Below are 25,033 nucleotides of genomic sequence, written 5' to 3'. Positions count from 1 at the left end.
AAAATCCGTTCAACCCGGAAATAAGGTCCCGGTCAAACGGATGTGATTAAAACATACGATATCCTTTTGCTCTTAAAATTCTCATCACGACACCAGAAAGGATTGCCCCCGCCAGGCCGCTTCCAAGGATTACGAGGTCGGCGACAGCCAGATGGCTGAGTCTTGTACCAAGCTCTGAGAAAGATGCCCCTGCACGTCTGAAATAATCTATAAAACGAACTTCGTCCACGATGAAAATAACGACAATCGGATAAATGATCGCCATGATCCACGTCATTCGCAATAACATATTTAACAAAAAGCCTATTCCGAAAAATAGAACAAAGAATAAAAGCATCGAAATGATCATTACATGTATAGGCATTTGATCCATTGCACCTCCATAAACACTAAATAATAGTGTACCTCGAGTGAAATGAAAGCGTCAATATTTTAAAGAAAGAATTGTAGGATATTCACAAAATAAACTTATTTTTCATGCACACATAAAAAAACAGACCCAATGTCAGGATCCGCCTCCATCGGGTCTGCTTTTATCATCTATCGTGAGGGCTTATTTCTGTTTCCCGCTGCCTCCGCAGCATGGACACGTTTCAGAACCACCCAATACTAACTGAAAGTATCCTTTTCCTGAACAATAAAGACAGTAATTCGTTTTAGTACTTGCAGTAGCTCTCATCAAATCCCTCTCCCTTTTCTTTAATTTCTTAATTTTCTGATAATATATCATCTATCTTAAATAAAGAAAAGGGACGTTATAGGGGATGTACCTTTAAGAAAGCGAATACATTTATGTTTTACTTTCATTATCTCTTTTTTTCTTAAAATTTACAGAATTTTATAAAAATAAATGGTATTTTGTGTAGGCAAATTGGTCTCCCGGATTGACTCCTTCAATCATGTTTAATTCCTGCTGAGATCCCATTCGTTGAACCATCTCATGCACCATCACGGAGGTCTTCTCATCATTCAGTAATTCTTGTGGTGACTTCCACTGTACATCCCATAGTTCAGCTTCCTCTACCTTAATGGAAGAAGTTTCTTTAATTTCCAGAAGAAAGATGATCATATTGTCGCTGATGTCATGTTGGATGACTCCTGATCGCACCCCGATGATGCCCTTGATGGTCGTATGTAATCCCGTTTCTTCCCGCACTTCCCTTATCACCGCTTCATCGACTGTCTCCCCGGAATTGACGAAACCTGCAGGAAGCGACCACATGCCTTTCAAGCCACTGTATTTCTTTTTCACCACAAGCCATTTACCCTTCTCATCAATGACCAGGCCTGCTACGGCCAGCCAAACCTTTCCCCTTTTCACTGTCTATATCCCCCATCCTTCCCATTGAATGAAAAAAAGCAGAGTGGAGTCCACCCTGCTTTATATGTTGTCCTTGTAAGACTTAAAAGAACTTGAACTTTCCTTTTTTGAACACAAGTGATGGTCCACCAACCATGTAAAGAGCACGGTTGTCGACTACCTTCTTCATGAAGGAAGCTTTTGTACCGGTGATCTTCTTACCGTAAACGACACCGATCGCATCGTCTTCACCAAGGGAGCATACTGTTCCTTTGATATCTGGAGTGAATTGTTCAAGATCCTCTTTACCGTGAAGTAAAGAAGCGATGTTGCGGGCACATACTTCCCCTTGCTGCATGGCGATTTGTGCAGTCGGCGGGTATGGACGCTCAGTCTCTTCATTGATCATCAGTGAACAGTCTCCGATGATGAAGATGTTATTGTGGCCTGGTGCGCGAAGATCACGGTTGATTTTCACGCGGGCACGCATGTTTTCAATTCCGGCTCTTTCGATGATGGAGTTACCACGTACACCGGCAGCCCATACAATCGTACCGGCTTTGATTTCTTCCACTTCATCTTCACCTTTAGCGATGAGTACGCTGTCTGCCTTTGCTTCTTTAAGTGGAGTTCCGATATGGAATTCAACACCTTTTTTCTCAAGCTTGGCACGGGCGTATTTCACAAGCTCAGGATCGAATCCAGGAAGGATCATCGGAGCAGCTTCCACGCATACGATGCGAACTTTCTTGCGGTCGATATCATATTCATGGCAAAGCTCAGGAACACGGTTACCCAGTTCACCCAGGAATTCGATTCCGGTGAAGCCTGCTCCACCCACAACGATGGTCAGTCGCTCATCGTTCAGTTCTCCCTCGTTCTTATACGTAGCAAATTGTAATTCAATGTGCTCACGGATTTGACGGGCAGAGTTAATGTTTGAAATCATGAATGCATGCTCATGAAGGCCTTGAATTCCGAATGTCTCGGATTCTGCACCAAGAGCCACTACCAGGTAATCGAATTCTACTTCGCCTTCACCCGTGATGACCTTCTTCTCTTCCACTTTGATATCTTCAACAGTGGCTTGCAGGAAGTTCACTTTGCTTGTGTTGACAACATCTTTCACGTCGTAGCGCACACGATCGTGGTGAAGCGTGCCTGCCGAAGCTTCATGTAACCAAGTGGTTTCGTAGTGATAATCATTTTTATTAATTAAAATAATTTCTGCTTCATTTGTTCCTAGTTGCTTTTGAAGACGGGTTACCGTCATTAATCCACCATAACCTGCACCTAATACAACGATTCTTGGCTTTCTCAACTGAATCACATCCACCTTTTTTGATAAATTTGCTTTGGATACTCTTAGAGTCCTCCACATTATGCGTTTTTATCCCGTTCAATCTGAAGCTATTATCTTTTTCCCTATAAAAAAGAAACTAAAACAAATCAAACGCGATGTTTTCCTTCAGTTCTCGAGGAAAATACTGTATAAAAAATATAAAAACAAAAGTATGTGACGAATTTCACGAACTACTACATAGTTATGCGAAAATTGTCATAAATTCTTAACAATATGTCTACATTACATAATATTCTTTTTGCCTGGTATTTTCAAGATATATATAGGAAATTGAATTCTTAAGAATATTTAAAAAATGTGCCTTCGAATCATTCAAAAGTCGCAGGTTCTTTCATAGACAAGTCTGATTTATCTGAACTTATCACTTCTATCACTGTGAAGAATCAAAAGCTGTGTGATAGAATAAAGTAAATTGAAGCATACCTAAATGGTTGGAGGGGTCAAATTGAAGGAAGATCAGAAAGTGTATGATATCACGATCATAGGAGGCGGTCCTACGGGGCTGTTTACAGCGTTCTATGGCGGTATGAGAAAAGCATCGGTTAAGATCATCGAAAGTTTACCACAACTCGGGGGGCAGCTTGCTACTCTATATCCTGAGAAATACATATATGACGTTGCCGGTTTTCCTAAAGTGAAGGCGCAGGATCTCGTCAATAATTTAAAAGAGCAGATGGCGAAGTTCGAAACGACGATCTGTCTGGAGCAAGCCGTGGAAGGTGTAGAAAAACAGGCGGACGGGATGTTCAAGCTCACAACGGATAAAGAAGTCCACTTCTCAAGGACCATCATCATCACAGCAGGAAACGGAGCCTTCCAGCCGCGGCGCCTGGAGCTCGAGCATGCGTCTGAATTCGAAGGGAAAAACCTTCATTACTTTGTTGATAACCTTGAGCACTTCCGGGATAAAAAGGTTGTGATTTGCGGAGGCGGAGACTCTGCTGTTGACTGGGCATTGATGCTTGAGCCGATTGCGGAAAAAGTCTACCTCGTTCACAGACGGGATAAATTCAGGGCTCACGAGCACAGCGTCGAGAACCTGCACAATTCCAAGGTTGAATTGAAAACGCCGTTTGTCCCTTCAGAACTGGTGGTTGATGATGATAAGATCAATCAGCTTGTACTCGAGGAAACAAAAGGCGACGAAAAGGAAATTATCGATCTCGATGAATTGATCGTGAACTTCGGATTCGTTTCGTCCCTTGGTCCGATCAAGGATTGGGGCCTTGAGATCGAGAAGAACTCAATCGTCGTCAACTCCAGGATGGAAACGAATATCCCAGGCATCTATGCAGCAGGTGATATCAGTACGTATGACGGAAAGGTGAAACTCATTGCCAGCGGGTTTGGCGAAGCACCGACAGCGGTGAATAATGCCAAAGCCTATATGGATCCAAAGGCAAGAGTTCAGCCGATGCACAGTACGTCCATGTTTACAGATTAAGGTATTTAAGAAAGGCTCAGGACATCGAATCCTGAGCCTTTTTCTTATTCTAACGAGGATGCGGTGGCCTCTTCTTCGTGAAAGGTTCTCCTTTCAACCAGACCCACTGGTTTGTTTATTTTCAACCTGAATGGGTAGACCAATAATAGGACAAAAAATTTTCTGATAAAGGATGATGGATGAAATGAATGTATTAGTCATTGGAGCAAACGGTAACACCGGACGTCATATAGTGAAAGAGCTCTCGAACAGCAGTCAGCATTTCGTAAGGGCCATGATTCGCAAAACGGAACAGGCAAAGGATATGGAAGATTTAGGGGCAAGACCGATTGTCGCGGATCTTGAGCAGGATTTCTCATACGCCTTCGAAAACGTAAATGCTGTCATTTTCGCAGCCGGCAGCGGTGGATCGACGGGTGACGATAAAACACTTGCCATCGACCAGGAAGGTGCGAAGAAAGCGGTGGACTATGCGAAGAAAATGGGCATCGAGCGTTTTGTGATGCTTAGCTCCATGGGTGCAGATAACCCTTCAAGCGGCCCGGATGAATTACAGTTCTACTTAAAAGCAAAAGGTGCTGCAGATGCCCACTTGAAAGAGAGCGGCTTAAATTACACAATCGTCCGCCCTGGGTCCCTGTCATTTGATGATGCAACCGGAAAAATCGAAGCGGCTGCAAGCATTGAAGATAAAAGTCGTGACATTGCCCGTGCAGATGTCGCCAAAGTGCTTGTGGACTCCTTGACCATCGAAGAAACAAACCACAAAGTATTTGAGATCTTAAGCGGCGATACGCCTGTCGAAGAAGCGCTGAAAAAAATCCATTAATCTTGAAAAAAGGGACGGACCTCACAATGTGAGTCCGTCCCTTTTCCTGTTTAGCAATTCTCCGGCGTACCCTTATTCGTCGCCGTCACGAATGATGATCCACATCCGCATGAAGCGATGGCGTTCGGATTGTCGATCGTAAATCCGCCGCCCATCATGGACTGCTTATAATCTATTTTCGTTCCGTTCAGGATGGCAGCATCTTCTTTCGCCACGACCAGCTTGATTCCGTGCTGTTCTGTCGTGGTATCCCCATCCTGCAGGTCATGTTCGAATCCCATACCGTAGGACAGGCCGCTGCAGCCTCCCCCTTTCACCGCTACACGTAACATGGCATCTGTTTCGTCATGCTCCTTCATCATATCTTTTATCTGAAGGGCAGCAGCTTCTGTTAGAATGACAACTTCACTCATTCATTACACCCCCAACTTTTTCATTTCTTACTACTTAGTATACTCCTTTCTATTTTACTACTCAACCAAAGGAGCTTTGGTGAATGATTGGAAGCTGATTTTCGTGAATATTCCCACTAATCATGACCTTTTGCTCACAAATGATAAAAAACACTGGTCCACCTTCCTTCACCCAAGGTATAATAAGGTAAATAGTCCCGATTATAAGGTGGTATTCATGATGGTTGTGACACCCTTTTATGATAAAAAGACACAGTGCCTTTCGTGTAAACACTCATACAGTACTACAAGGATCCGGTCCCGCTTTGTAAAGTTGGCAGGCCATGACAGCGACTTTTGTCCTTTGTATGAGTCAAGTGAAATAAATCCCTTGCTCTATAACGTATCCGTTTGTCCTATGTGCGGATTTTCCTATACGGATGATTTCACAGCATACATCCCTTCCGTCCTTAAGTCTGAACTCGAAAAGAAAATCAGCCTGCACTGGCAGCCTCAGGATTACGGAAAGCAGAGGTCTTATAGTGATGCAATCAATACATATAAACTCGCCGCCTACTGTGCCCTGATCAAGAAGGAGAAAAAAGTGACGATTGCAGGGCTATATCTTCGCACAGCCTGGCTATACCGAAAGACCGGGGAGCAGGAACAGGAAAGACGCTTCATCAACCTTGCTACACATGAATACATCGATGCCTATCTGACCGATGGTGTCCCGGCTTCCTTGATGTCTGAAACAAAGCTTCTGTATATCATCGCCGAATTGCTTAGAAGGCAGGATAAAATCGATGAGTCGGTAGCTTATCTTTCCAAAGTCATCGGTAAGCAGCATCTCTCGACGGAACCAAAGATCATTGAGATGGCCAGGGAGCGCTGGTATGAAATCCGGGAAGTGTATAGAGAAACGAAGTCAATATAAAAAAACTAGTGGTCACTCCACTAGTTTTTTGCGTTGTATATCAAAAAAAATAAGCCGGTCAGACCGGCTTTTGTTTAGAACATCGGGTTGTCTTCAAGGAATTGATAGATATGATCCACCAGTTCTTCAGGCGTGTCACCTGTAACAACCTCACCATTGACAAGAGCATAAAAAGATTGGGCGCATTTTCCGCAGTAGCCCAGGCATCCGTACTCAATGACGTCAAGGTTAGGGTCTCTTTCTAATATTTCAAGCGCTTTTTGCGCACCGCTAGCAAGATTGCTTATACAAAATTCAATAATAGGTTTCAATTCCATCACCTCACTACTCTTTGTTATGCTACCTTTTTTTGACCCTATCGTCAATGATTTGCATTCCATCTAATGGTATAACAGATTGTGAACAATTTCGCTTATTTCTGTTGTGAAAACGCCATTATTTCGATATACTTTTAATGTTAATAGGTTTATTTATGTAGATTTTACTCGAATTATGCTTCACATTGAAAATGCTTACTTTATCAGGACCCGCCTCGGCGTGATTGTCCTTTGAATCCTGTCCCATGCCACTTTCGGGATATCATCATATACAAACACACTATTTCAACAATAATGTAGAGTGCAAAAAGGGGAAATTTTCATGAAACAATTAGTGCTGCTTGGCGGAGGATATGGAAATATGCGCGTCCTTCTTCGCTTATTACCAAACCAATTACCTGAAGATGTATCGATTACCCTGATCGACCGCAATCCGTATCACTGTCTGAAGACAGAATACTATGCGCTTGCGGCCGGTACGATATCTGATCAACATGTACGCGTATCATTCCCGGAACATGCCCGTTTATCCTATGTATATGGAGATATCGAAGGCGTGGATATGGAGAATAAACTCGTCCGGATGAAAGATCAGGATCCTGTCGCTTATGACGATGTTGTCATTGGGCTTGGCTGTGAGGACAAATATCATAATGTACCTGGTGCCGATGAACATACCTTCTCGATCCAAACGATTGAAAGGTCCCGAAAGACGTATCAGACGCTGTGCAACCTTCCGGCGGGTTCGATCGTTGGTATTGTCGGGGCCGGTTTAAGCGGGATCGAGCTTGCCAGTGAGCTTCGGGAAAGCCGTTCTGATTTAAAGATTAAGTTGTTTGACAGGGGGCCACGCATCCTCAACGCTTTCCCGGAACGTCTCAGCTCTTACGTTCATGGCTGGTTTGATGAAAACGGCGTAGAAATCGTAAACAATTCCAATATCACGAAAGTGGAGCCGAATACGCTTCACAATCACGAGGAGCAGATTTTCTGCGATGCCATCGTGTGGACGGCAGGAATACAGCCGAGCAAGGTCGTTCGTGGTATGGATGTGGAAAAGGATGCAAGCGGTCGCGTCATCCTGACAAAGTATCATAACCTCCCTCAGGATGAAAATGTCTATGTGGTCGGGGATTGTGCAAGCCTCCCTCAGGCTCCAAGTGCACAACTTGCTGAAGGACAGGCCGAACAAATCGTAACCATTTTGCTGAAGCGCTGGAATAACGAAGAGCTTCCTGCAGAACTACCGAAGATCAAGCTAAAGGGAATCCTTGGTTCACTTGGAAAGAAACACGGTTTCGGACTGGTAAATGAGCGCTCCATCACAGGACGGGTCGCCCGTTTGTTGAAATCCGGTGTGTTGTGGATGTATAAATATCATAATGGATGATAAAAGTACCCCTACTTTCAACAGTAGGGGTCTTTATTTTATAAAATTAATTATCCATTCAGATGTACAGGCAGTTCCTTTAGTCCTCTAAGCAGGAACATGTCCCTCCAGTTCGACTCATCGTAATTTCCAGCAAACATCATCGTTGGAAATGCACTTAACAGTTTCTCAAAGGCGATCTTTCCTTCAAGCCTTGCAAGGGGTGCACCCAGACAGAAATGAATTCCATACCCAAAGGCCATATGCGGATTCGGCTTCCGCGTCACATCGAATGTGCCCGCACCTTCAAATTTCCTTTCATCACGGTTGGCTGAAGAAATGGAGGCCAGCACCATGTCTCCTCTCTTGATACGTTTTCCCTTAAAATCCATATCATCAGCAGACCACCTTGCTGTAGAGAAATCAACAGGACTATAGAAACGAAGCGATTCTTCGATTGCCGTCTCAATGAGAGTGTGATCCTCCCTCAGCTTCCCTAATTGGTCTGGATGTTTAAAGAGGGCATACATCCCGTTCCCGATCAGGTTTACAGTTGTTTCATGACCTGCAATGATGAGAAGAACGATCATCGAATACAGTTCATCTTCTGTTAGCTGTTCTCCTTCTTCCTCATGGAGGATCAAATTCGATATCAAATCATCCTTGGGACTTTCTTTTTTATCCTTAAAGAGAAGCGTCAAGTATTCGATAAATTCTCTTACATCTACTTGAAAATCAGCGTTCATATTGTCGGATGCAGATACAATGGTATTCGACCAGCGCCTGAACTTTTCCCGGTCTTCTGCCGGTACACCAAGAAGTTCGGAAATAACGATGATGGGAAGCGGGAAGGCAAACTCATCAATCAGGTCTACGGGGCCTTCTTTCACCCTCATTTCATCAATAAGTTGATCGGCAACAGCTTCAATCCTGGGTGAAAGCTCCTGTATCCTTTTAGGATTGAAATAAGGCTGGACAAGCTTTCTCAGACGGGTATGATCAGGCGGATCGACATCGAGCATCATATGCTGGAATACCCTTGCCTCCAGAGGCAAATCATTCTTTTGCTCCGAATTGGAAAACACCTTTGATTGATTTTTAATAAACGATTGGGTTTTTAATAGTTCTAACACCTCTTCATACCCCGACACGATCCACGTAGTCTGGCCTCCGTTTTCCCAGGCAGCAAAGACAGGATCTGTTTCTCTTAAGTGGGCATAGAATGAATAGGCTCCCCTTTTAAAGTTGGACTGAAATACAGATTCGAACGTATACATCGTGTTCCCCCTCCAATTAACTGACTAGTCAGTCTTCTCAAACAGTATATGATAAGAAAGATGCCTCTTCAATTTATTCGCCTCACTCTGTACATAAAAAGAACCCATTTCATTAACTGAAATGGGTTCTTTTAGGCCTTAAACCGCCTGATATCCATACTTCTCAAGTTCTGAATAGATCGTCTTCAGGCGGGGATTGCCTTCACCGACAACATTGCCCTCCAACAGGACGACTGGATAGAACATATCCTCTTCAATCACCCTTGCAGCAAACTGCCTGACCGCTTCTTCTTCTGGAGGATTATGAATGTCCACATATTTAATCACAAATGGCTGATTCGGATATTTCCTGCTCACTGCAGCTTCGAGCCATTCGTATGTTTCTTTCGAAGATGGTAAGTTTACACAGCTTGGACAGAGTATTTCCGCCCCATATACATGAAGTTCAACCGGCTTACGCTCCATACGATTCTCCCCTTTGTTTCCTCTTTTGTTTATTTTACAAAAAAAGCAGGAGGGTTGGAACCATAATATGCGATTTTATCAGTTAAAACGGAATGGGAAACATTTCTTCAAAAAGATATGCCCAATCCTTTGCAGGTTGATAGATTTTTTGGGAATATGTCATTATAATAGATAATAAGGAAAGGAGTAGATAATTATGGCTGAAAACGAAATGATTGCACCTGTTCAGGAAGTATTAGATAAATTACGTCCGTTCCTACTTCGCGATGGTGGAGACTGTGAACTTGTAGACGTTGAAGATGGTATTGTAAAGCTTCGCTTGCTGGGTGCCTGCGGAAGCTGCCCGAGTTCAACCATCACACTAAAAGCAGGAATCGAACGCGCATTAGTGGAAGAGGTTCCGGGTATCGTTGAAGTAGAGCAGGTATTCTAATCAAGCATACACATGAAAGCCTGAATCCTTAATCGGATCCAGGCTTTTTTTCTTTCACTTCACCATTGTTTTCGGATGATCTCCCTTTAAAACGGCGCAGATATTCTTGACGCATAAGGTCATCATGGCCAGTCGGGTATCCTCCGATGAGCTTCCGATATGGGGGGTGGCGACCACTTGATCCAACTGGAGCAGTGGATGATCCTCATTGATCGGTTCTGATTCGAATACATCCAACCCTGCTCCCGCGATATCTCCCCTTTTCAATGCCTGCTCAAGGGCGGCTTCATCGACGATCGATCCCCTTGCCGCATTGATGAAAATCGATGAAGTTTTCATTTTAGTGAATTGATCTTTTCCGAACATCCCCTTTGTCTCTGGATTCAAGGGTGCCAGCACGACCACGAAATCCGATTGGGCAAGAAGCTCATCGAAAGCGGTGTACCGGACTCCGAGGGTCTGTTCAGCTTTGTATTTACGTGAACGATTATGGTAGAGCACATCCATATTGAAGCCTTTTGCTCTTCTGGCTACCGCTTCACCGATACTTCCCATACCAACGATCCCCATCGTTTTATGGTGGATATCCATCCCGGCAAGGAGTAGCGGCGACCAGCTTTTCCACTTTCCTTCTTTAATATACCGATCGGCCTCAACGATCCGTCTTGCCGTTGCCATCAATAGGGCAAACGTTAAAATCAGCCGTTGTTTCAGTGAGCACATCCGGCGTATTGGTTATGGTGACCCCCTTTTCTTTTGCCGCTTCAAGGTCGATATTGTCATAGCCTACTGCAAGATTCGCCACAATCTTTAATGAATCGGACTTCTGTAAGAGCTCCCGATCAACCTTGTCCGACAGCATGGTAAGTAAAGCAGAGGCTTTCTCTGCTTTACCAAGGAAGGTGTCTCTCGGTACAGGTGCATCCTCCTGGTCCCACATTTCCACATCGAAATCGTTCTGTAGCGGAGCGATCACGGCTTCCGGTAGTTTTCTTGTAATATAGATGAATGGTTTCATATGCATCCCGCCTTCGTTTTCCTTCAGTTTAGCATAAAAGGGAAGGCCTCATCCGTTACAAGACTCCTGAATTACAGCCAGGGAACAAGGGGGATGCCCCACTTTTTCACGGGTACCTCCGACATATGATAAAAGTCAGAAAGAAACGCTTCATACTGATGAGAGTTTTTCAAATAACGCTCCAGTTTCTCCTCGACTGTCTTTTTCTTCTGCTCGGATTGTGAAATATAATACTCCTCCACGCATTCAAAATAATGAAGTGGAAATAAAAGACGGGAATACAGCAATCTCCACGAAAAAGGAGAAAGTGGCGTAATCGATTCATACTCTCTCATGAACCCCTGAAGCTCAGGGTGAAACGTCTGGCTCCTCATGAAATATCGTTCTCTCACCCACTCTGCTATGTCCCGGCTGCAGTGGTCAAATACCCATTGGAATGGGAAATGAATGCATACTTCCGTCCCCCATGTGGTCTCGAGAAACCGCTCATGGCAAATGGTGCCTGCATCCTCAGGCGTCGGATCTTCATCTAGCTCCGTATCGACGAGATACTGAATGGCGTTTTCGGCCAATGCACTGTAATACGGATAACTTTCCACAAACCGGCGCTCAAACTCGTCGACTGGCTGGTCCTGAATGACCTGATAATACGCTTTTTCTAACTGACCCAGCCTCTTTTCCCACAGACTTTTCCACTGCCCCATCCGATTGATCTTTTCGACTTTTTCTTCGAAGGTCCGTCCCCTGAAGTGGAATTTGCTGAGCTTTCTGCCGAGCTTTTTATCAGGTGGGGATTGGATGCTTTCGTTTCTCAGGACGACATAATCTTTATCCTTTTCCACAACGAGGAACCTCCCCTCGTTGCTTTGGACAAAAGTTGAGACATGCCGGTCCCCTGCACTTTTCAAGTGCTCTGCCAATTTATAAAGTTCCACCAGTGTTTCCTGTTCCATATTCGAGACGCCAACAATACTATATACTAATCCCCCGACCATATATCGATCCATCATTCCATCGTAAAATGCCCGCTCAGGATGCAATCCAAAATGGTTAATCAAAATCTCTTGAGACATACTGACCTCTCCTATCTATAATGCCGTTCTTTTCCGTCATTCATTTACGAAATACACGTTATCTATTTTGTGAGAATGACCATTCCAACACATTTATGAATATCCGAAACCAGAGATGGGCAAGAATGAGAACAGAAGCTATTATTATGTCTATTTTTCAATTGTGAATCATATGAGTAAAACAAGGCTTCGTCTAATCGAAATAGGGGTTATATAATCTTTCAAAGAAAAAGGTGAATAGGATGAAGGATAAAGAATCAATGGATCTATTAGAGAGTACCGCACGTAAATGGCTGCATGAAAGAGGAGTGGAAATTGAAGATATCGCTCAATTGGTCATGTACCTTCAACAGAAGTATCATCCTGATCTTGAATTAAAGGAATGTGTCTATAACGTTGAACGTGTATTAACGAAGCGTGAAGTGCAGAATGCGATCCTCACAGGTATTCAACTTGATATATTAGCTGAGAAAAAGATGCTTGAAGAGCCATTGCAGGCGATCGTTGAAGTGGATGAAGGATTATACGGCGTGGATGAAATCCTGGCCTTTTCCATTGTGAATGTGTACGGTTCAATCGGATTTACGAACTATGGATATATCGATAAACAAAAACCGGGAATCCTGGAGAAATTGAATGATAAATCATCAGGTATGTGCCATACCTTCCTGGATGATATTGTGGGTGCCATTGCAGCAGCAGCTTCAAGCCGTTTGGCACATCGGGCGAAAGGCGCGGAATGAGGTAGAATAAGTATTCAAATCAGACGACTGGGTCGTCTGATTTTTAGTGAAAGAAGAAGTATACATAAGAAAAACCTAAAATATTACATATTAAAATAAAATTCGATCCATAACTTACTTAATGTTTGCACATCCGTGAGTGATTTTATATAATTACCATTATAGTTGTAATTACCATCTTTTAGTTGTACCAGGGACTTATCAACCACACATACACCAGATAAGGGCTGCCAGAGAGTTTAACATAGTAAGACATACTAAAGGTCAGCTCCTAAGCGACAAAACCCTTATCGATGCCTGTAAGAAGTGAAACAGTTAAAACCCAGAATTGAATTCATCATCCTGATCGAACAAGAAATTAAAAAGAGAAAATTAGTTCATTAAAGAATTGTTTGATTGTAAATATCTTCGTGTTCTTCACAAGTCGGCATAATGTCTTCCCACTGAACGTCCAGTGCACATACAATGGCATTCAGCTTGTTCAGGGACGGATTCGCCTCACCCTTTTCAATCAACGAAATATAATTAACCGTCAATCCACATTTGTGACTTAATTCTTGTATGGTGATTTCTTTTGCTCTTCTATGGTGCCTTATTTTCTTTCCGACAAGTCCTGTAACTGTAATACTCATTACCTCACTACCCTTTTAAAAATTCTTTAGAAATGACGTGGAATGTTTCCATAAGAAACAGTGACTTTCATTCTTAAAGTTGTGTGCATTCGTAAAGAATAGTTAGAAATTGAAAAGGTATCAATCAACGCTAATAGTCCCCTACTACCTATGATGTTTACCCTAGTTGAATACCTTTACACTTAATTTCGTCATTTTTTTAAAAAAAAGTTTAAAATCTTCACTTTCCGTCTTTCTTGGTCCTTCTGGGTACTCAAATCTGTGCAATGGAAAATAAAAGTCAGTTAGAGGGAATAATACATAATACATTAGGAGCATAAGTTTCGTTTCTGCTATCATACTTACACTAATCTCTATTGGGGCTAGATATTAGTAAAAAGGACCAACAAAGGTCCCTGAGTATAAATAGTATTTTGCTTACTTCTTTTGACACTAGTTCTATTTTACTTATACAAACGTGTGTTGTCTATTATGAATATGTTTCTAATTAACGACATTTTTCGATTTGAGTACTCAGCAGGGCTATCGAAGATGCGGAGGCTGCAGTCAGCCTCCGCTTTTTTTCTTATTATATATCCCATTGATCCAAGGTTTCAATGGTATAGGTAGGCTGAATATCCTTTTTACTCAATGCCTCCTTTGTCGTGACCCCTGTATGGACAAGGAGTGTATCGAGTCCGGCGTTTATTCCGGCGAGGATATCTGTATCATAGTTATCCCCAACCATGAGCGTCTCCTCTTTCGGTACTCCCAGAACTGACAATGCCTGTTCCATGATGATGGATTCCGGCTTCCCGATAAAGATCGGTTCGGTCTGTGTTGAGACGGTGACAACGGACGTCAAGGAACCATTCCCCGGCAGCAGTCCCCTTTCCGTCGGAATCGCAATGTCCCCATTCGTAGAAATAAACGTGGCTCCATTTCTCACACCTAAGCATGCAAGGGATAACTTCTCATAATTGATGTCCCGGTCGATGCCCACTACCACGAAGTCAGGTTTCTCATCCTGAAGCGTTATGCCGTTCTCTTCGAGGGCTGAGCGGATCCCTTCCTCACCGATGACATAGGCCGTACCACCGGGCTTTTTATTCGCCATATATTGTGCCGTGGCCATGGATGTCGTAAATACCTGTTCCTTGGTTGCGGGAATATCAAATGACCGCAATTTTTCTGCCACCTGTTCGGGTCTTCTTGAAGAGTTGTTCGTGACAAACAGATAGGGTAAGCCCTTATCCTGCAGGCGTTTCACGAAGTCCCCCGCTTCTTCGATCTTCTCTTTGCCTTTATACATCGTTCCATCTAGATCAATTAAGTATCCTTTATATTCTTTCATCATGTACCTCCATAACGTTGTTCATAGTATGTCCAATAACCTGTTCTTCACCTGTAAAAAACAAAGCGCCCTCTAAAAAGAAAGCGCAGTAAATTGCTTTTAGTTTTGGTTGTTTTTGGAAGGATTCTCTTTATAAAACAAAGGGTCTGCTTTGGCTCTGTCAACAAGTATCTGCTCGATGGGGAGGGGAACCACTTCGCTTTCTGCTGACGAACGGCCGAGCCTCCTCAGCTTCGCTTCCGGGGTCTCGGCACGCCCGTTTTTCCGCAGGAGTCTACGCATTTCCCCTCCCCATTTGAAAGGCATTTGCATGACAGAGCTTAATAGTGACAAAAAATAGCGGGGTAAAATAGGAGTCCCGCTATTCAAGTTAATATGGACTGCTTCATACTTTGAAATGCTGGCTTTAAACGTGTTTGGCATTTAGATGCTGTAATTAAGAATTTCATGCATATCAAGTTGATTGGAGCGGAAGGTGCTCGACTCCTGCGGGAATAGCGGGAAAGTTGAGACCCCGCAGGGCAAAGCCCGAGGAGGNNAGCACCTGGAGCGGAAATCAGCCACGACTTTCCTTTTAAGAACAGAAATTTTTTTGAAAAGAGCCTAGTTTTTAAATGCAGATACAGGTCCGAGTTCGTTTTCGAGGTAGTTGCGGACTTGTATTGGAAATTGGTTCAGGGTTTGGAACACTTCTTTTAAGATCGTATGTAATTGCTCATGATTGACGGACGTATATTCCTGGACCAGTGGTTTACGCTGCTCGACGAGTCGCTTAAGATCTTCACTCATCTTGTCATCGATTACCTTCTCATCCAAAAGAATATCAATGATATCCTCATAGCTCCCCGGGTCCCTCATGATAAATCCATCAATCATGCTGTTCCCTACATCGAGAACCGATTCAATGATTGTTTGGGCAACTCGTTCCAACGCTAACTTTTCTAATGTGGAGCTCCACTGATCCCGGCTTTCTACAATGTTTAATTGCTCATTCATATAAACTAAAATTTCCTCAATCTTTTCCCTGTCTACGAAATACATGGTGCTCACCTCTTCTTAAACGATACCTTCATCCTTTATTTTAACATAATTTCATTTCCCCCATACACATACATCCTGCATTTCTTATCTCAGTTTGGTATGATGAAATGAGCAGAAAAAGAGGAGGACAACGTGATGAGTGAACGCTTTTATTTATATGATGATATGGAAAATACAACAACCCGGTTCGTGAGTTTCATGGGGGAAAATCAGCGGTATGACCTGGCCATCACCCAAACCGAACGCTATTATGGGAAATCATTGGTACTGGATCTTCAGGGCAGTCGATTTGCCATCATGGGAAGAGATGACTTGGAGGAACCCGGTTATGTAGAGAGTGTATTTAAATTAACCGGGGACGAAGCGGATGAATTAAGGGACTTTTTAGGTGAAATCATCCTTTAAGACAGACGTCCAGCTAAGAATGAACTTTACCTCCCTCTCACATACTAAAGGTATGAAAGGTGGGAGATAACATTGAGTAAAGGCAATGATAAAGAAGAAGAAGTATACAGTGACTTCTCCAATGTCGAAACACAACGTAATTTTATCGTTCCTGAAACACTTCCCGAAGGTCCATACGGTTCTCCAAGAGGTAAGCACACCCCAGTCGAGAACAAGAGTACCCCATGGGAAGAAGGACAGCGTTATTATAGTGCCTTCAATTACGAAAACAAATCCCTGCATCAGGACATACCGCGTCAGGAACCCGGTTCACATCCTGTTCATGCAGACCCCGATGTGAATGAAGAACCGCCTTATACTGAAAATAAGTAAAAGAAAAGGAACAAACGATTCAGGTCGCTTGTTCCTTTTTGGCCATTATTTATTGACTTTCTTCACGAGAAAATAAGCGCACCCAAAATTACAGTATTCATACAAATAATCCTTATGAGTACTCACCTTTGTGTCGAAAGAAGACTTTTGATTGTGATCTTCGAAGAATCCTTTTAACCGCAATTGTCCGTATCCCCAATCACCAAGGATATAGTCATATTTGCTTAAAATATCGCTATATCTTTCCTTAAATGCTTCCTCGTTGAATCCGTCTCTAAATTCTTCAACGATTTCGTAGCATGTATTCTGCACACAAATCACTTCTAACCACCCACTTTCGTTTCCTTATCTTAAATTATAACGGATTGTCCATTAATTACTATGAAAAATTACAATGAGAGATGGTCACCCTATCAAATAGGGGGTGTTTAAGTTGAATAAAATCATTTTAGGTACAACAGTACTCAGTATTACGCTAATCGGGACAGCCTGTAATGGCATCGATACAGCCAATGAAGAGATGTTCCATGACAACGGGAATACCATTAACGTGAGTGACAGGGAAGACCTGTATAACGAAAATAGCTGGACCAAAAAAGGAGCTCACCGCGGTGAAGACTTCGGTTATGTTCGTCAACAGAAGAGTCCTACCGGAGGACAAAACATCTCCACCAAGGATATGTACAGCATCAACCGTGAGCAGGTAGCCGACAGCATCAGCAAGATGAGTGTAGCCCTTCCTGATGTGAAGGATTGCTCTACCCTGGTGACGGACGAAGAGGTGCTGGTCTCTTATGTGACCGACAAAAAAGATAAAAACGGCCGTTTTGAAGTAGCCGATCAGGTTAAGAAAACAGCCATGTCCGTCATCCCTCGCTGGTACCATGTCTATGTGACCGATGACAAAAGCTTAATGCGGAATGTCGAAAACCTGGCCAAAATGGACAGTGACAGTGACAACGTCAACACGGCCATAGATGACACCATCAATCTGATGCTGAAAGATTCCCCACAAGGCAGAAATGTGGACTCAGGTGAAAATGCCAACGGCGAAATGACCTCTGATCAATACGAAATGCGTGACGACGACACCCATAAAATCAACATGGACCGTCAAAAACGCAATGACTATACTGATAATAATATGATGGACTAAAGAAAAGCGCAGGCGGCTCGTTTAGAGGCGACAAGCATAAGATGAATGGGCCACTAAGGCGCCCTTTGCCTTCTTGGTCCATTTAGCTTATGACCTCGAGCCTCTAGCCGCCGGAGCTGGACACTAGAAAAGCGCAGGCGGCTCGTTCAGACCCGACAAGCATAAGACGAATCAACCGGAAAGGCGCTCTTTGCCTTTTTGGTTGATTTGACTTATGACCTCGAGGGGCTAGCCGCCGGAGCTGGAAAACCTTCATCTACAAAAGGACTGACTGTTAGAGAGCATCTCCGACAAGTCAGTCCTTTTTTCGTTATGTGAAATTATGCGTTTTGTACCTCTTGCTCACCTTTAGCTTGTCTGGCTTTCGCTGCTGCGTTCACCTGCTCGTCGGCATGGTAGGAAGAACGTACAAGCGGACCTGCTTCACAGTGGCTGAAGCCTTTTTCCATAGCGGCTTCACGAAGCTCGGCAAATTCATCTGGATGGTAATATTTTTGAACCTTCAAGTGTTTCTTCGATGGTTGCAGATATTGACCCAATGTCACAATGTCAACATGATTGGCACGCAGGTCATCCATCGTTTCAAGAATTTCTTCCTTCGTTTCCCCCAGACCAACCATGATGCTTGATTTAGTAGGGATATCAGGATTTAGTTCTTTTGCACGACGCAAGAATTCCAATGTACGATCATAGGTCGCACGGGCACGAACTCTTGGAGTCAAGCGGCGGACCGTTTCAACATTGTAATTCATGATGTCCGGTTTTGCATCCATCAATGTCTTGATGTTATCGAAGACCCCACCCATATCGGAAGGCAATACTTCAATGGAAGTGAACGGACTTTTGCGACGGATGGCGCGGACCGTTTCAGCAAAGACCTGTGAACCGCCGTCCTTTAAGTCATCCCTTGCAACAGCCGTAATAACAACGTGTTTAAGGTTCATTAATTGTACAGAATCGGCAACGCGCTCTGGTTCTTTAAGATCCAACTCAGTCGGAAGTCCTGTTTTAACCGCACAGAAACGGCAGGCACGGGTACAAATATCCCCAAGGATCATGAACGTAGCTGTACGTCTGGTTCCCCAGCACTCATGAATATTCGGACAACGCGCCTCTTCACATACTGTGTGAAGATTGTTTTCACGCATCATCTTTTTCAAGCCCATATAATTATCGTTCGTATTCAGCTTAATTTTAAGCCAATCCGGTTTACGAATATGTTCGTCTTTCTTACTCATACCCCTCATCTCCAATCCTAAATAATTCTGACTTAGGCAAAGAGTGAAACGCTATCCCGTTCATCTTATGTAAAAAAAGCCATCATCAATATACTTCTTTTGTCACTTTATCATACTAAAAAAGTGAAAACAAGCATGTGATACCCTATTACCATTTATTGATGATTATGAATCCGGGAGAACGATACAAACTACATATAGGCCCCTAAAAATGGAGGGATTATTTTGTATAAACGATTGGTCTTGATCATTGCAGTCTTATTAGCAGTATATCCTTGTGAGGGCTTTGCAGCAGAAAAACTTACAGACGAGCAGATCCATACTAAAAGGATGGAATTATTTCAGAAGAGCGAGGCTTTGACGAACATTCCCTGGTACTACTTAGCGGCCATAGATCAATATGAACGCAGTCTCAGGTTTGCCCGTAAGGACAGGGATAAGCCCTCCTCTTTTATCTCCATTTATATGGAGCCGGAAAAGTGGGTCGGCCCACTGAACCCTCATGCTGAAGATGACAATCCAGAAACGATCGCTCTATTCAATGGAATCGGTCGGGATGGAGATCATGACGGAAAAGCAAGCCTGAAAAGTGACGAAGATATTCTTGCCGCATTGACGGACATCATACTGCGGTATGGAATCGACCGCGACAATTTCAAGCTGGCCCTTTGGGATTATTACAAACGGGATAAAACCGTCAGTATCATTATGGGAAATGCCAAAATATATAAACAGTACGGGACGATCCATCTTAATCAAAAAGCTTTCCCACTCCCCTTGAGATTTAACTACAGCTACCGAAACACTTGGGGAGATGCACGTGGATGGGGAGGAAGACGGATCCACGAAGGGACGGACCTATTCGCTGATTACGGTGTCCCGGTGAGGGCGACATCATATGGAATCATCGAAATGAAGGGTTGGAACCGGTATGGAGGCTGGCGTATCGGCATACGCGACATCAATAATACGTATCATTACTTTGCCCACTTGAGCGGTTTTGCCAAAGATCTTCACGTCGGACAAGTGGTTGAACCGGGAATGGTGATCGGCGGTGTCGGAAGCTCGGGATATGGACCACCGGGAACATCAGGAAAATTCCCTCCGCACTTGCATTATGGGATGTATAAGGATAACGGCTTGACTGAGTGGTCCTTTGACCCTTACCCCCATCTCAGAATGTGGGAACGTCAGGATCGAATTAAAAGCAAAAAGCAGTAAAAAAGCAGACAATGGAGATCCATCGTCTGCTTCTTCCTTTTATACCTGCTTTTTCGATTTGGAAACAGCGTTCATGATACTAGCTGCCAATCCACCCCAGATGATGACCATTCCTACAATCATCATTGTTATCGCGCTACCAGTCATGTTAGCTTACCTCCTTATAGCTTTCAGCTTCTGTCTTGGCATTCCAGCGTTTAAACCCAAGTGCCACACCTACTATAATCGCGAAGGCGGCTACAAACCATCCGCTGTAAAGAATGAACGCATCAGAGTAACCCTCGTAGTTCCCTGTTTCCGTATCAAATTCTTTCAGTAGATTCATTTTGAACAAACCGAACATCATCCACCCAAGGACGATCGGTGTGATGACACCCAAGCATATTTTCCACCAGGCACCAAGCTGGATATCGGAAATTCCATTCGCATGGGATTGGAATGCACCCAATTTACGAAGGAACCAGGCGATCACGACTACTTCCACTAATCCGACAAATGCCACTCCGAACTGGTTGATGAAGTAATCGGCAACATCCAGGAATAACAGTCCGCCCTGTGTGGCAAAAAGAATGGAGATGACTGCTGATAGTCCGCCTCCGAAAAGTACGGCTTTGTTACGGGAAATCCCGAATTTCTCAGAAACGGCTGCTACATAGGTTTCCGAGATGGAAATCAGTGAAGACAAACCGGCGAGTACAAGGGATGCAAAGAACAAGAACCCAAATACTTCGTTGAATGCCGGGAATTCATTGATGATCTGCGGGAAGACGACGAACGCAAGGCCAACGCCACCACTTACCACATCCTGTACCGCTACACCTTGGGATTGTGCCATGAAACCTAATGCGGCAAATACCCCGATACCTGCCAATAGTTCAAACCCTGAGTTACTGAACCCTGTAATGAACGCGTTATTCGTGATATCCGATTTCTTAGGCAGATAACTCGAGTACGTGATCATAATGGCAAAGGCTATAGATAAACTGAAGAAAATCTGTCCATACGCCGCTACCCATACGCCGGGATCGGCAATCTTGCTGAAGTCCGGTTTGAAGAACGCATCCAGACCATCCATTGCGCCAGGTAATGTCAAAGCGCGAACAACAATAATTAAGAATAAAATAACAAGTGCTGGAATAAAGATTTTATTCGCTACTTCGATTCCTTTCTTTACGCCTTTGAAAAGAATGCCAAGTGTAACGGCCCATACAATGACAAGCGGGATGAATACCCCTGGAACCACACTGCCTGTCTGACCTGCATCAACCGAAAGCTTCAAATAGTCGCTGAACAGGAAGGATTCTGTATCCTTTCCCCAACCTAAATTGAATGAAAAAACACTGTACGACATCGCCCAGGCGATAATGACGGCATAATAGGTAGAGATGACGAATGCAATTAAGACCTGCCACCATCCAAGCCATTCTGTTTTCTTATTAAGACGGAAATAAGATAACGGTGCTGAACCACGGTACTTATGACCAATTGTAAATTCAAGTACTAATAATGGAATACCCGCTGTCAGAAGAGCGAATAAATATGGAATGAAGAATGCTCCCCCGCCATTTTCGTACGCTACTGCTGGAAAACGCCAAATGTTCCCTAGTCCGATTGCCGATCCGACAGCAGCTAGAATAAATCCTGCTCGTGTACCAAACTGTGCACGATTTTCCATGCTGTTCCCCCCTAGTTCTTTCCAACTACCTTCCAAGAGGTATTTGAAATTTTTATATTTTCAGATTATTTATAATCTAAAGTCAGTATAGCTAGTTCCGGGACAATTGTCAAAGCTTTATTTTAGAGTTTTTATCTAGAATTCCCCCAATCCCCGGCAGTACTATTTCACTATAAGAAATTTGTCGGATTTTGAGGAATGGGAGTCGTTGGGATCAGAGGGTAGAATCAACAAAAAAACCAGAAGCCGGAGAGCTTCTGGTTTTTCATGAATTATTCCGCAGATGCAGGTTTTGCTTTTTCACCGAATAAAAAGGCGAAGGCAAGGATGAGGATGATAACGACCGCGAGTCCCAGGATGGTGCTTCCAGTGAAGCCCAATACAAGGTAACCGATTGCGGCTACAACCGCACCGATGACCGCATATGGAAGCTGTGTGATCACGTGATCGATATGATTGCTTCCCGCTCCTGTAGAAGAAAGGATCGTTGTATCCGAGATCGGTGAGCAGTGATCACCCAGCACAGATCCGGCGAGTACCGCTGCCATGGCAGGAAGTAAGATGCTGACGTCAGTCGCAGCAGCAATTTCCCCTGCAATCGGAAGTAGGATACCGAATGAACCCCATGATGTTCCCGTGGAGAAAGCCATGATTCCGGCAACCAGGAATAAGATGACCGGAAGTGCCTGCATCGGTAAGTTTGATTGTTCAACGAGTCCTGCAAGATATGTTCCTGTTTGCAGTTGATCGATGAGTGTTACGATCGTCCATGCAAAGATCAGGATGTAAACAGCCGGAAGCATCGACTTGATTCCTTCCACTGCGGCTGTCCCGATGGCACTGCCTTCGATCCCTTTCAGGCTGACTTGGCGAAGGAAGAAGATCAGGGCAATGAGAAGACCGAACAGTCCACCATATAATAATGATCTGGTCACATCCGTGTTTTCAAAAATCGGTAACAGGTCAAATGATCCGACCGCTTGATATCCAGTCCAAAGCATCATGGATACGGTACCGATCACAAGTGCCACGATTGGCCATACAAGGTCTCCTACCGATCCTTTTGAGCTGACAGGAAGATCATTTTTCAATTCACCGGGAATCTCTTTGCCAGGATCATAAAGATCTCCCGTTTCAAGGGCACGTACTTCATGCTCCTTCATTTTTCCGAAATCAAGTCCTTTATAGGCAACCATGATGACAAGCAAGACAGCCGCCCATACATAAAGATTCATGGGAATCATTTGAATGAATGCTGAAAACGCCGTGTACTCCGTGATACTGTGAGCCGTAAGAATGCTGCCTATAATTCCGATGATGTATGCCCCCCAGCTTGAAATCGGGGATACAACACAGATCGGAGCAGATGTTGAATCGATGATATACGCTAATTTTGCACGTGAAATTCTGTGGCGGTCCGTAATCGGTCTCGCAACCTGTCCGACAGCCAGCGCATTGAAATAGTCGTCAATAAAAATGATGATACCTAATACCGCAGCTAGAAGCTGTGCGCCCTGCCTTGTCTTCACGCGTTTCATCGCCCATTCACCGAATGCGCGGCTGCCTCCTGAGATGTTCACAAACGCGGTGATCACACCAAGGATGAGTAAGAAGAATATGATGTAGACATTCCAGGTGTTAAGCCCGCCGTCTGCGACAAAGATGCCTTTTAAGGCGTCCCATATAAAGCTGAATGTTTTGGGTATTGAGAAATCTGCCAACAGAAAGGCAGACGCAACGATTCCTACTCCCAATGAAAGCAGAACCCGTCTTGTGAGAATAACCATAAGTATGGCTAAAAGGGGTGGTAATAATGAGTAAATCGTGTTTTCCATAGTGTCCTCCTCCTATTTGATAGGGGGGAACCATCGTAGCATGACAGAGGATATAAAAAAAGGCAACGATAGAGAAACTATCATTACCTTTGTTAGTAACGTAAGTGCTCCATCACGATCTGTAGCTCCCCATTATAGAGATTTCCCTATAATGACAGTGTTATCCTTCTTCAAGACAACCCCAGCAAATACACCTTCGACAAGCATATTTACTTCGGCAAAGATTCCCTTTCGTCTGTTTTCTCAGTTGTCATCCTCGAACAGATTACTCTTGAACCCTGCGCCTCTACCCCATCGGACTGATGATGTGGTGTGTTATAAAATTTTCTTTATTAATATAACAAACTATCATTCTTTTGACAACTTTTTTTCCATACTAATTTGTGGGAAATTCAATGGAAGGACTCGATTCCCCTCCACCATTGTTATAAAATTGCGGTACATCCAAGTGGACGGTGCCCATTGCGACCAGGATATCCTGTTTGATGGTTTCGGTTTTCGTTGCAAACGGGATGATGATTTGCACATTCACTTCAAGCTCCACAAATACCTTCACAACCGCATTATTGATCCCGAACTGTTCTACCGTCGTTTTCACGTCCGAACGGACATCACCGATGGAATGAAAGCGGATCGGGATTTTCGGCCCCAGGTTACCGAGCAATACGTTGTTCGTCGCTTGACCCAAAGGTACGGAATAGGTAATTCCCTTTGACGCTTTCGACTTCCCTTCATCAATTTCCACCTCGGTGAGGAACTCAAGATTCTCAATATTCCCTGCCTCTGCTTCCTGAAGGTTCTGCTGTACCAGATTCGTAATTTCTGCCTGGACCCTGTTGATGGTCTGCGTATTGTATTTAAAGGAAACGATATCGCCTTCCTGGTTCTTCACTTCTTCCGTTATATCCGAAATATCCAGAACGTCGGCAATTTTCTTATTGATCGCTTTGTTAATCACCAGGGTGCCGATCCTGCTCGTTTGCGTCTCGGCATAGGCAAGGAGCGTCGGTTTCAACCCTTTGTTAATGATCCATAACCCGAATCCCGTTGATATCATAAAGAACAAAAACGTAATGATCATGACGTGTCGAAAAGGCAGCGGACCTCCTCTTCGGGGTTTGTAGGTTTTGAACTTTGACAAAAAAATCCCCCCTTACAAGCTATT

The 25,033-nt window shown here is 43.8% G+C and carries 29 protein-coding genes, 1 pseudogene and 1 riboswitch; of the genes and pseudogenes, 10 read left to right on the top strand and 20 right to left on the bottom strand.

The annotated features are described in order from the left end of the window. Positions 1–46: 46 nt before the first annotated feature. The 4 genes from CN378_RS01150 to CN378_RS01140 all read right to left on the bottom strand — a co-directional run bounded on the left by CN378_RS01150 (position 47) and on the right by CN378_RS01140 (position 2,621). Positions 47–373: a YuiB family protein gene (locus CN378_RS01150; RefSeq protein ID WP_257140957.1), complete on the bottom strand. Its 327-nt coding sequence runs from the start codon at positions 371–373 to the stop codon at positions 47–49. A gap of 180 nt (positions 374–553) precedes the next feature. Then, positions 554–679, bottom strand: a complete 126-nt coding sequence (locus CN378_RS22440; protein WP_179884754.1) for a YuiA family protein — start codon at positions 677–679, stop codon at positions 554–556. 159 nt (positions 680–838) lie between these two features. After that, complete coding sequence (locus CN378_RS01145) at positions 839–1,321, bottom strand: NUDIX domain-containing protein (protein WP_098350090.1); 483 nt, start codon at positions 1,319–1,321, stop codon at positions 839–841. Between the two features lie 82 nt (positions 1,322–1,403). After that, positions 1,404–2,621: an NAD(P)/FAD-dependent oxidoreductase gene (locus CN378_RS01140; protein WP_098350170.1), complete on the bottom strand. Its 1,218-nt coding sequence runs from the start codon at positions 2,619–2,621 to the stop codon at positions 1,404–1,406. 487 nt (positions 2,622–3,108) lie between these two features. Between CN378_RS01140 and CN378_RS01135 the strand changes: the two genes are divergently transcribed. Beyond that, positions 3,109–4,107: an NAD(P)/FAD-dependent oxidoreductase gene (locus tag CN378_RS01135; RefSeq protein WP_098350089.1), complete on the top strand. Its 999-nt coding sequence runs from the start codon at positions 3,109–3,111 to the stop codon at positions 4,105–4,107. Between the two features lie 184 nt (positions 4,108–4,291). Next, positions 4,292–4,936 carry an SDR family oxidoreductase gene (locus CN378_RS01130; protein ID WP_098350088.1) on the top strand — a complete coding sequence of 215 codons (645 nt, stop codon included), beginning with the start codon at positions 4,292–4,294 and terminating at the stop codon, positions 4,934–4,936. 50 nt (positions 4,937–4,986) lie between these two features. Here CN378_RS01130 and CN378_RS01125 read toward each other — a convergent pair whose 3' ends face one another. After that, positions 4,987–5,349, bottom strand: coding sequence for a HesB/IscA family protein (locus tag CN378_RS01125; protein ID WP_098350087.1), 363 nt, complete (start codon positions 5,347–5,349; stop codon positions 4,987–4,989). Here CN378_RS01125 and CN378_RS01120 point away from each other — a divergent pair. Beyond that, on the top strand, positions 5,333–6,265 hold the full coding sequence (locus CN378_RS01120; protein ID WP_306471825.1) for a DUF2225 domain-containing protein: 933 nt from the start codon (positions 5,333–5,335) through the stop codon (positions 6,263–6,265). The two genes, CN378_RS01125 and CN378_RS01120, sit on opposite strands and share 17 nt — an antisense overlap. Before the next feature lie 74 nt (positions 6,266–6,339). On the opposite strand, the gene CN378_RS01115 is transcribed toward CN378_RS01120, so the two are convergent. Next, positions 6,340–6,582, bottom strand: coding sequence for a YuzB family protein (locus CN378_RS01115; protein WP_098350086.1), 243 nt, complete (start codon positions 6,580–6,582; stop codon positions 6,340–6,342). A gap of 322 nt (positions 6,583–6,904) precedes the next feature. Between CN378_RS01115 and CN378_RS01110 the strand changes: the two genes are divergently transcribed. Further along, a complete protein-coding gene (locus CN378_RS01110) occupies positions 6,905–7,972 on the top strand; it encodes an NAD(P)/FAD-dependent oxidoreductase (RefSeq protein ID WP_098350085.1) in 1,068 nt (355 codons plus the stop codon). A gap of 50 nt (positions 7,973–8,022) precedes the next feature. Here the strand turns inward: CN378_RS01110 and CN378_RS01105 are convergent, their stop codons facing one another. Then, complete coding sequence (locus CN378_RS01105) at positions 8,023–9,228, bottom strand: cytochrome P450 family protein (protein ID WP_098350084.1); 1,206 nt, start codon at positions 9,226–9,228, stop codon at positions 8,023–8,025. 138 nt (positions 9,229–9,366) lie between these two features. After that, the gene (locus CN378_RS01100; RefSeq protein WP_098350083.1) at positions 9,367–9,693 is read right to left on the bottom strand and encodes a YuzD family protein; all 327 of its coding nucleotides are present in this window, start codon (positions 9,691–9,693) and stop codon (positions 9,367–9,369) included. 196 nt (positions 9,694–9,889) lie between these two features. Here CN378_RS01100 and CN378_RS01095 point away from each other — a divergent pair, with 196 nt between their 5' ends. Then, positions 9,890–10,126 (top strand): NifU family protein, encoded by a 237-nt coding sequence (locus CN378_RS01095; RefSeq protein ID WP_034763763.1) that lies wholly within the window; start codon positions 9,890–9,892, stop codon positions 10,124–10,126. A 54-nt stretch (positions 10,127–10,180) separates the two neighbouring features. Here CN378_RS01095 and CN378_RS01090 read toward each other — a convergent pair. Both CN378_RS01090 and yutH read right to left on the bottom strand, forming a co-directional pair. After that, positions 10,181–11,144 (bottom strand): annotated as a pseudogene (locus CN378_RS01090) (2-hydroxyacid dehydrogenase). A 71-nt stretch (positions 11,145–11,215) separates the two neighbouring features. Continuing rightward, entirely contained in the window at positions 11,216–12,217 is a 1,002-nt protein-coding gene (gene yutH / locus CN378_RS01085; RefSeq protein WP_098350082.1) for a spore coat putative kinase YutH, read from the bottom strand. Between the two features lie 242 nt (positions 12,218–12,459). Here yutH and CN378_RS01080 point away from each other — a divergent pair, with 242 nt between their 5' ends. Continuing rightward, positions 12,460–12,960, top strand: a complete 501-nt coding sequence (locus CN378_RS01080) for a phosphatidylglycerophosphatase A family protein (protein WP_098350081.1) — start codon at positions 12,460–12,462, stop codon at positions 12,958–12,960. A gap of 380 nt (positions 12,961–13,340) precedes the next feature. Here CN378_RS01080 and CN378_RS01075 read toward each other — a convergent pair whose 3' ends face one another. The 4 genes from CN378_RS01075 to CN378_RS01060 form a co-directional block, all read right to left on the bottom strand. Continuing rightward, entirely contained in the window at positions 13,341–13,592 is a 252-nt protein-coding gene (locus CN378_RS01075) for a helix-turn-helix domain-containing protein (protein ID WP_098350080.1), read from the bottom strand. A 568-nt stretch (positions 13,593–14,160) separates the two neighbouring features. Next, positions 14,161–14,925, bottom strand: coding sequence for a TIGR01457 family HAD-type hydrolase (locus tag CN378_RS01070; RefSeq protein WP_098350079.1), 765 nt, complete (start codon positions 14,923–14,925; stop codon positions 14,161–14,163). A 99-nt stretch (positions 14,926–15,024) separates the two neighbouring features. Further along, positions 15,025–15,207 (bottom strand): hypothetical protein, encoded by a 183-nt coding sequence (locus CN378_RS01065; protein WP_098350078.1) that lies wholly within the window; start codon positions 15,205–15,207, stop codon positions 15,025–15,027. A 321-nt stretch (positions 15,208–15,528) separates the two neighbouring features. Next, entirely contained in the window at positions 15,529–15,966 is a 438-nt protein-coding gene (locus CN378_RS01060) for a DUF86 domain-containing protein (RefSeq protein ID WP_098350077.1), read from the bottom strand. A 135-nt stretch (positions 15,967–16,101) separates the two neighbouring features. Here CN378_RS01060 and CN378_RS01055 point away from each other — a divergent pair, with 135 nt between their 5' ends. Both CN378_RS01055 and CN378_RS01050 read left to right on the top strand, forming a co-directional pair. Further along, positions 16,102–16,371, top strand: coding sequence for a DUF3055 domain-containing protein (locus CN378_RS01055; RefSeq protein WP_098350076.1), 270 nt, complete (start codon positions 16,102–16,104; stop codon positions 16,369–16,371). A gap of 72 nt (positions 16,372–16,443) precedes the next feature. After that, a complete protein-coding gene (locus CN378_RS01050; RefSeq protein WP_098350075.1) occupies positions 16,444–16,743 on the top strand; it encodes a cytosolic protein in 300 nt (99 codons plus the stop codon). Between the two features lie 45 nt (positions 16,744–16,788). On the opposite strand, the gene CN378_RS01045 is transcribed toward CN378_RS01050, so the two are convergent. Beyond that, positions 16,789–17,064 (bottom strand): YutD family protein, encoded by a 276-nt coding sequence (locus CN378_RS01045; protein WP_098350074.1) that lies wholly within the window; start codon positions 17,062–17,064, stop codon positions 16,789–16,791. 103 nt (positions 17,065–17,167) lie between these two features. Here CN378_RS01045 and CN378_RS01040 point away from each other — a divergent pair, with 103 nt between their 5' ends. Continuing rightward, positions 17,168–17,899 (top strand): YhcN/YlaJ family sporulation lipoprotein, encoded by a 732-nt coding sequence (locus CN378_RS01040; RefSeq protein ID WP_098350073.1) that lies wholly within the window; start codon positions 17,168–17,170, stop codon positions 17,897–17,899. A 320-nt stretch (positions 17,900–18,219) separates the two neighbouring features. On the opposite strand, the gene lipA is transcribed toward CN378_RS01040, so the two are convergent. Then, positions 18,220–19,137, bottom strand: a complete 918-nt coding sequence (lipA, locus tag CN378_RS01035) for a lipoyl synthase (RefSeq protein WP_079532004.1) — start codon at positions 19,135–19,137, stop codon at positions 18,220–18,222. A 222-nt stretch (positions 19,138–19,359) separates the two neighbouring features. Between lipA and CN378_RS01030 the strand changes: the two genes are divergently transcribed. Further along, positions 19,360–20,358, top strand: coding sequence for a M23 family metallopeptidase (locus tag CN378_RS01030; protein WP_257140959.1), 999 nt, complete (start codon positions 19,360–19,362; stop codon positions 20,356–20,358). Between the two features lie 39 nt (positions 20,359–20,397). Here CN378_RS01030 and CN378_RS01025 read toward each other — a convergent pair whose 3' ends face one another. The 4 genes from CN378_RS01025 to yunB all read right to left on the bottom strand — a co-directional run bounded on the left by CN378_RS01025 (position 20,398) and on the right by yunB (position 25,009). Continuing rightward, complete coding sequence (locus CN378_RS01025) at positions 20,398–20,505, bottom strand: methionine/alanine import family NSS transporter small subunit (protein ID WP_079532007.1); 108 nt, start codon at positions 20,503–20,505, stop codon at positions 20,398–20,400. 1 nt (position 20,506) lies between these two features. Further along, positions 20,507–22,033 (bottom strand): sodium-dependent transporter, encoded by a 1,527-nt coding sequence (locus CN378_RS01020; RefSeq protein ID WP_098350072.1) that lies wholly within the window; start codon positions 22,031–22,033, stop codon positions 20,507–20,509. 272 nt (positions 22,034–22,305) lie between these two features. Then, a complete protein-coding gene (locus CN378_RS01015; RefSeq protein WP_098350071.1) occupies positions 22,306–23,868 on the bottom strand; it encodes a Na+/H+ antiporter NhaC family protein in 1,563 nt (520 codons plus the stop codon). A 114-nt stretch (positions 23,869–23,982) separates the two neighbouring features. Then, positions 23,983–24,165: riboswitch (Lysine riboswitch) on the bottom strand. Positions 24,166–24,244: 79 nt separating this feature from the next. Beyond that, the gene (gene yunB / locus CN378_RS01010; protein ID WP_098350070.1) at positions 24,245–25,009 is read right to left on the bottom strand and encodes a sporulation protein YunB; all 765 of its coding nucleotides are present in this window, start codon (positions 25,007–25,009) and stop codon (positions 24,245–24,247) included. Positions 25,010–25,033 lie beyond the last annotated feature (24 nt).

The organism is Bacillus sp. AFS015802, from assembly GCF_002561455.1.
Classification (GTDB): Bacteria; Bacillota; Bacilli; order Bacillales; family Bacillaceae_B; genus Rossellomorea.
The sequence above is the reverse complement of the archived record's forward strand: the minus strand, read 5'-3'. Positions and strand labels throughout refer to the sequence as shown.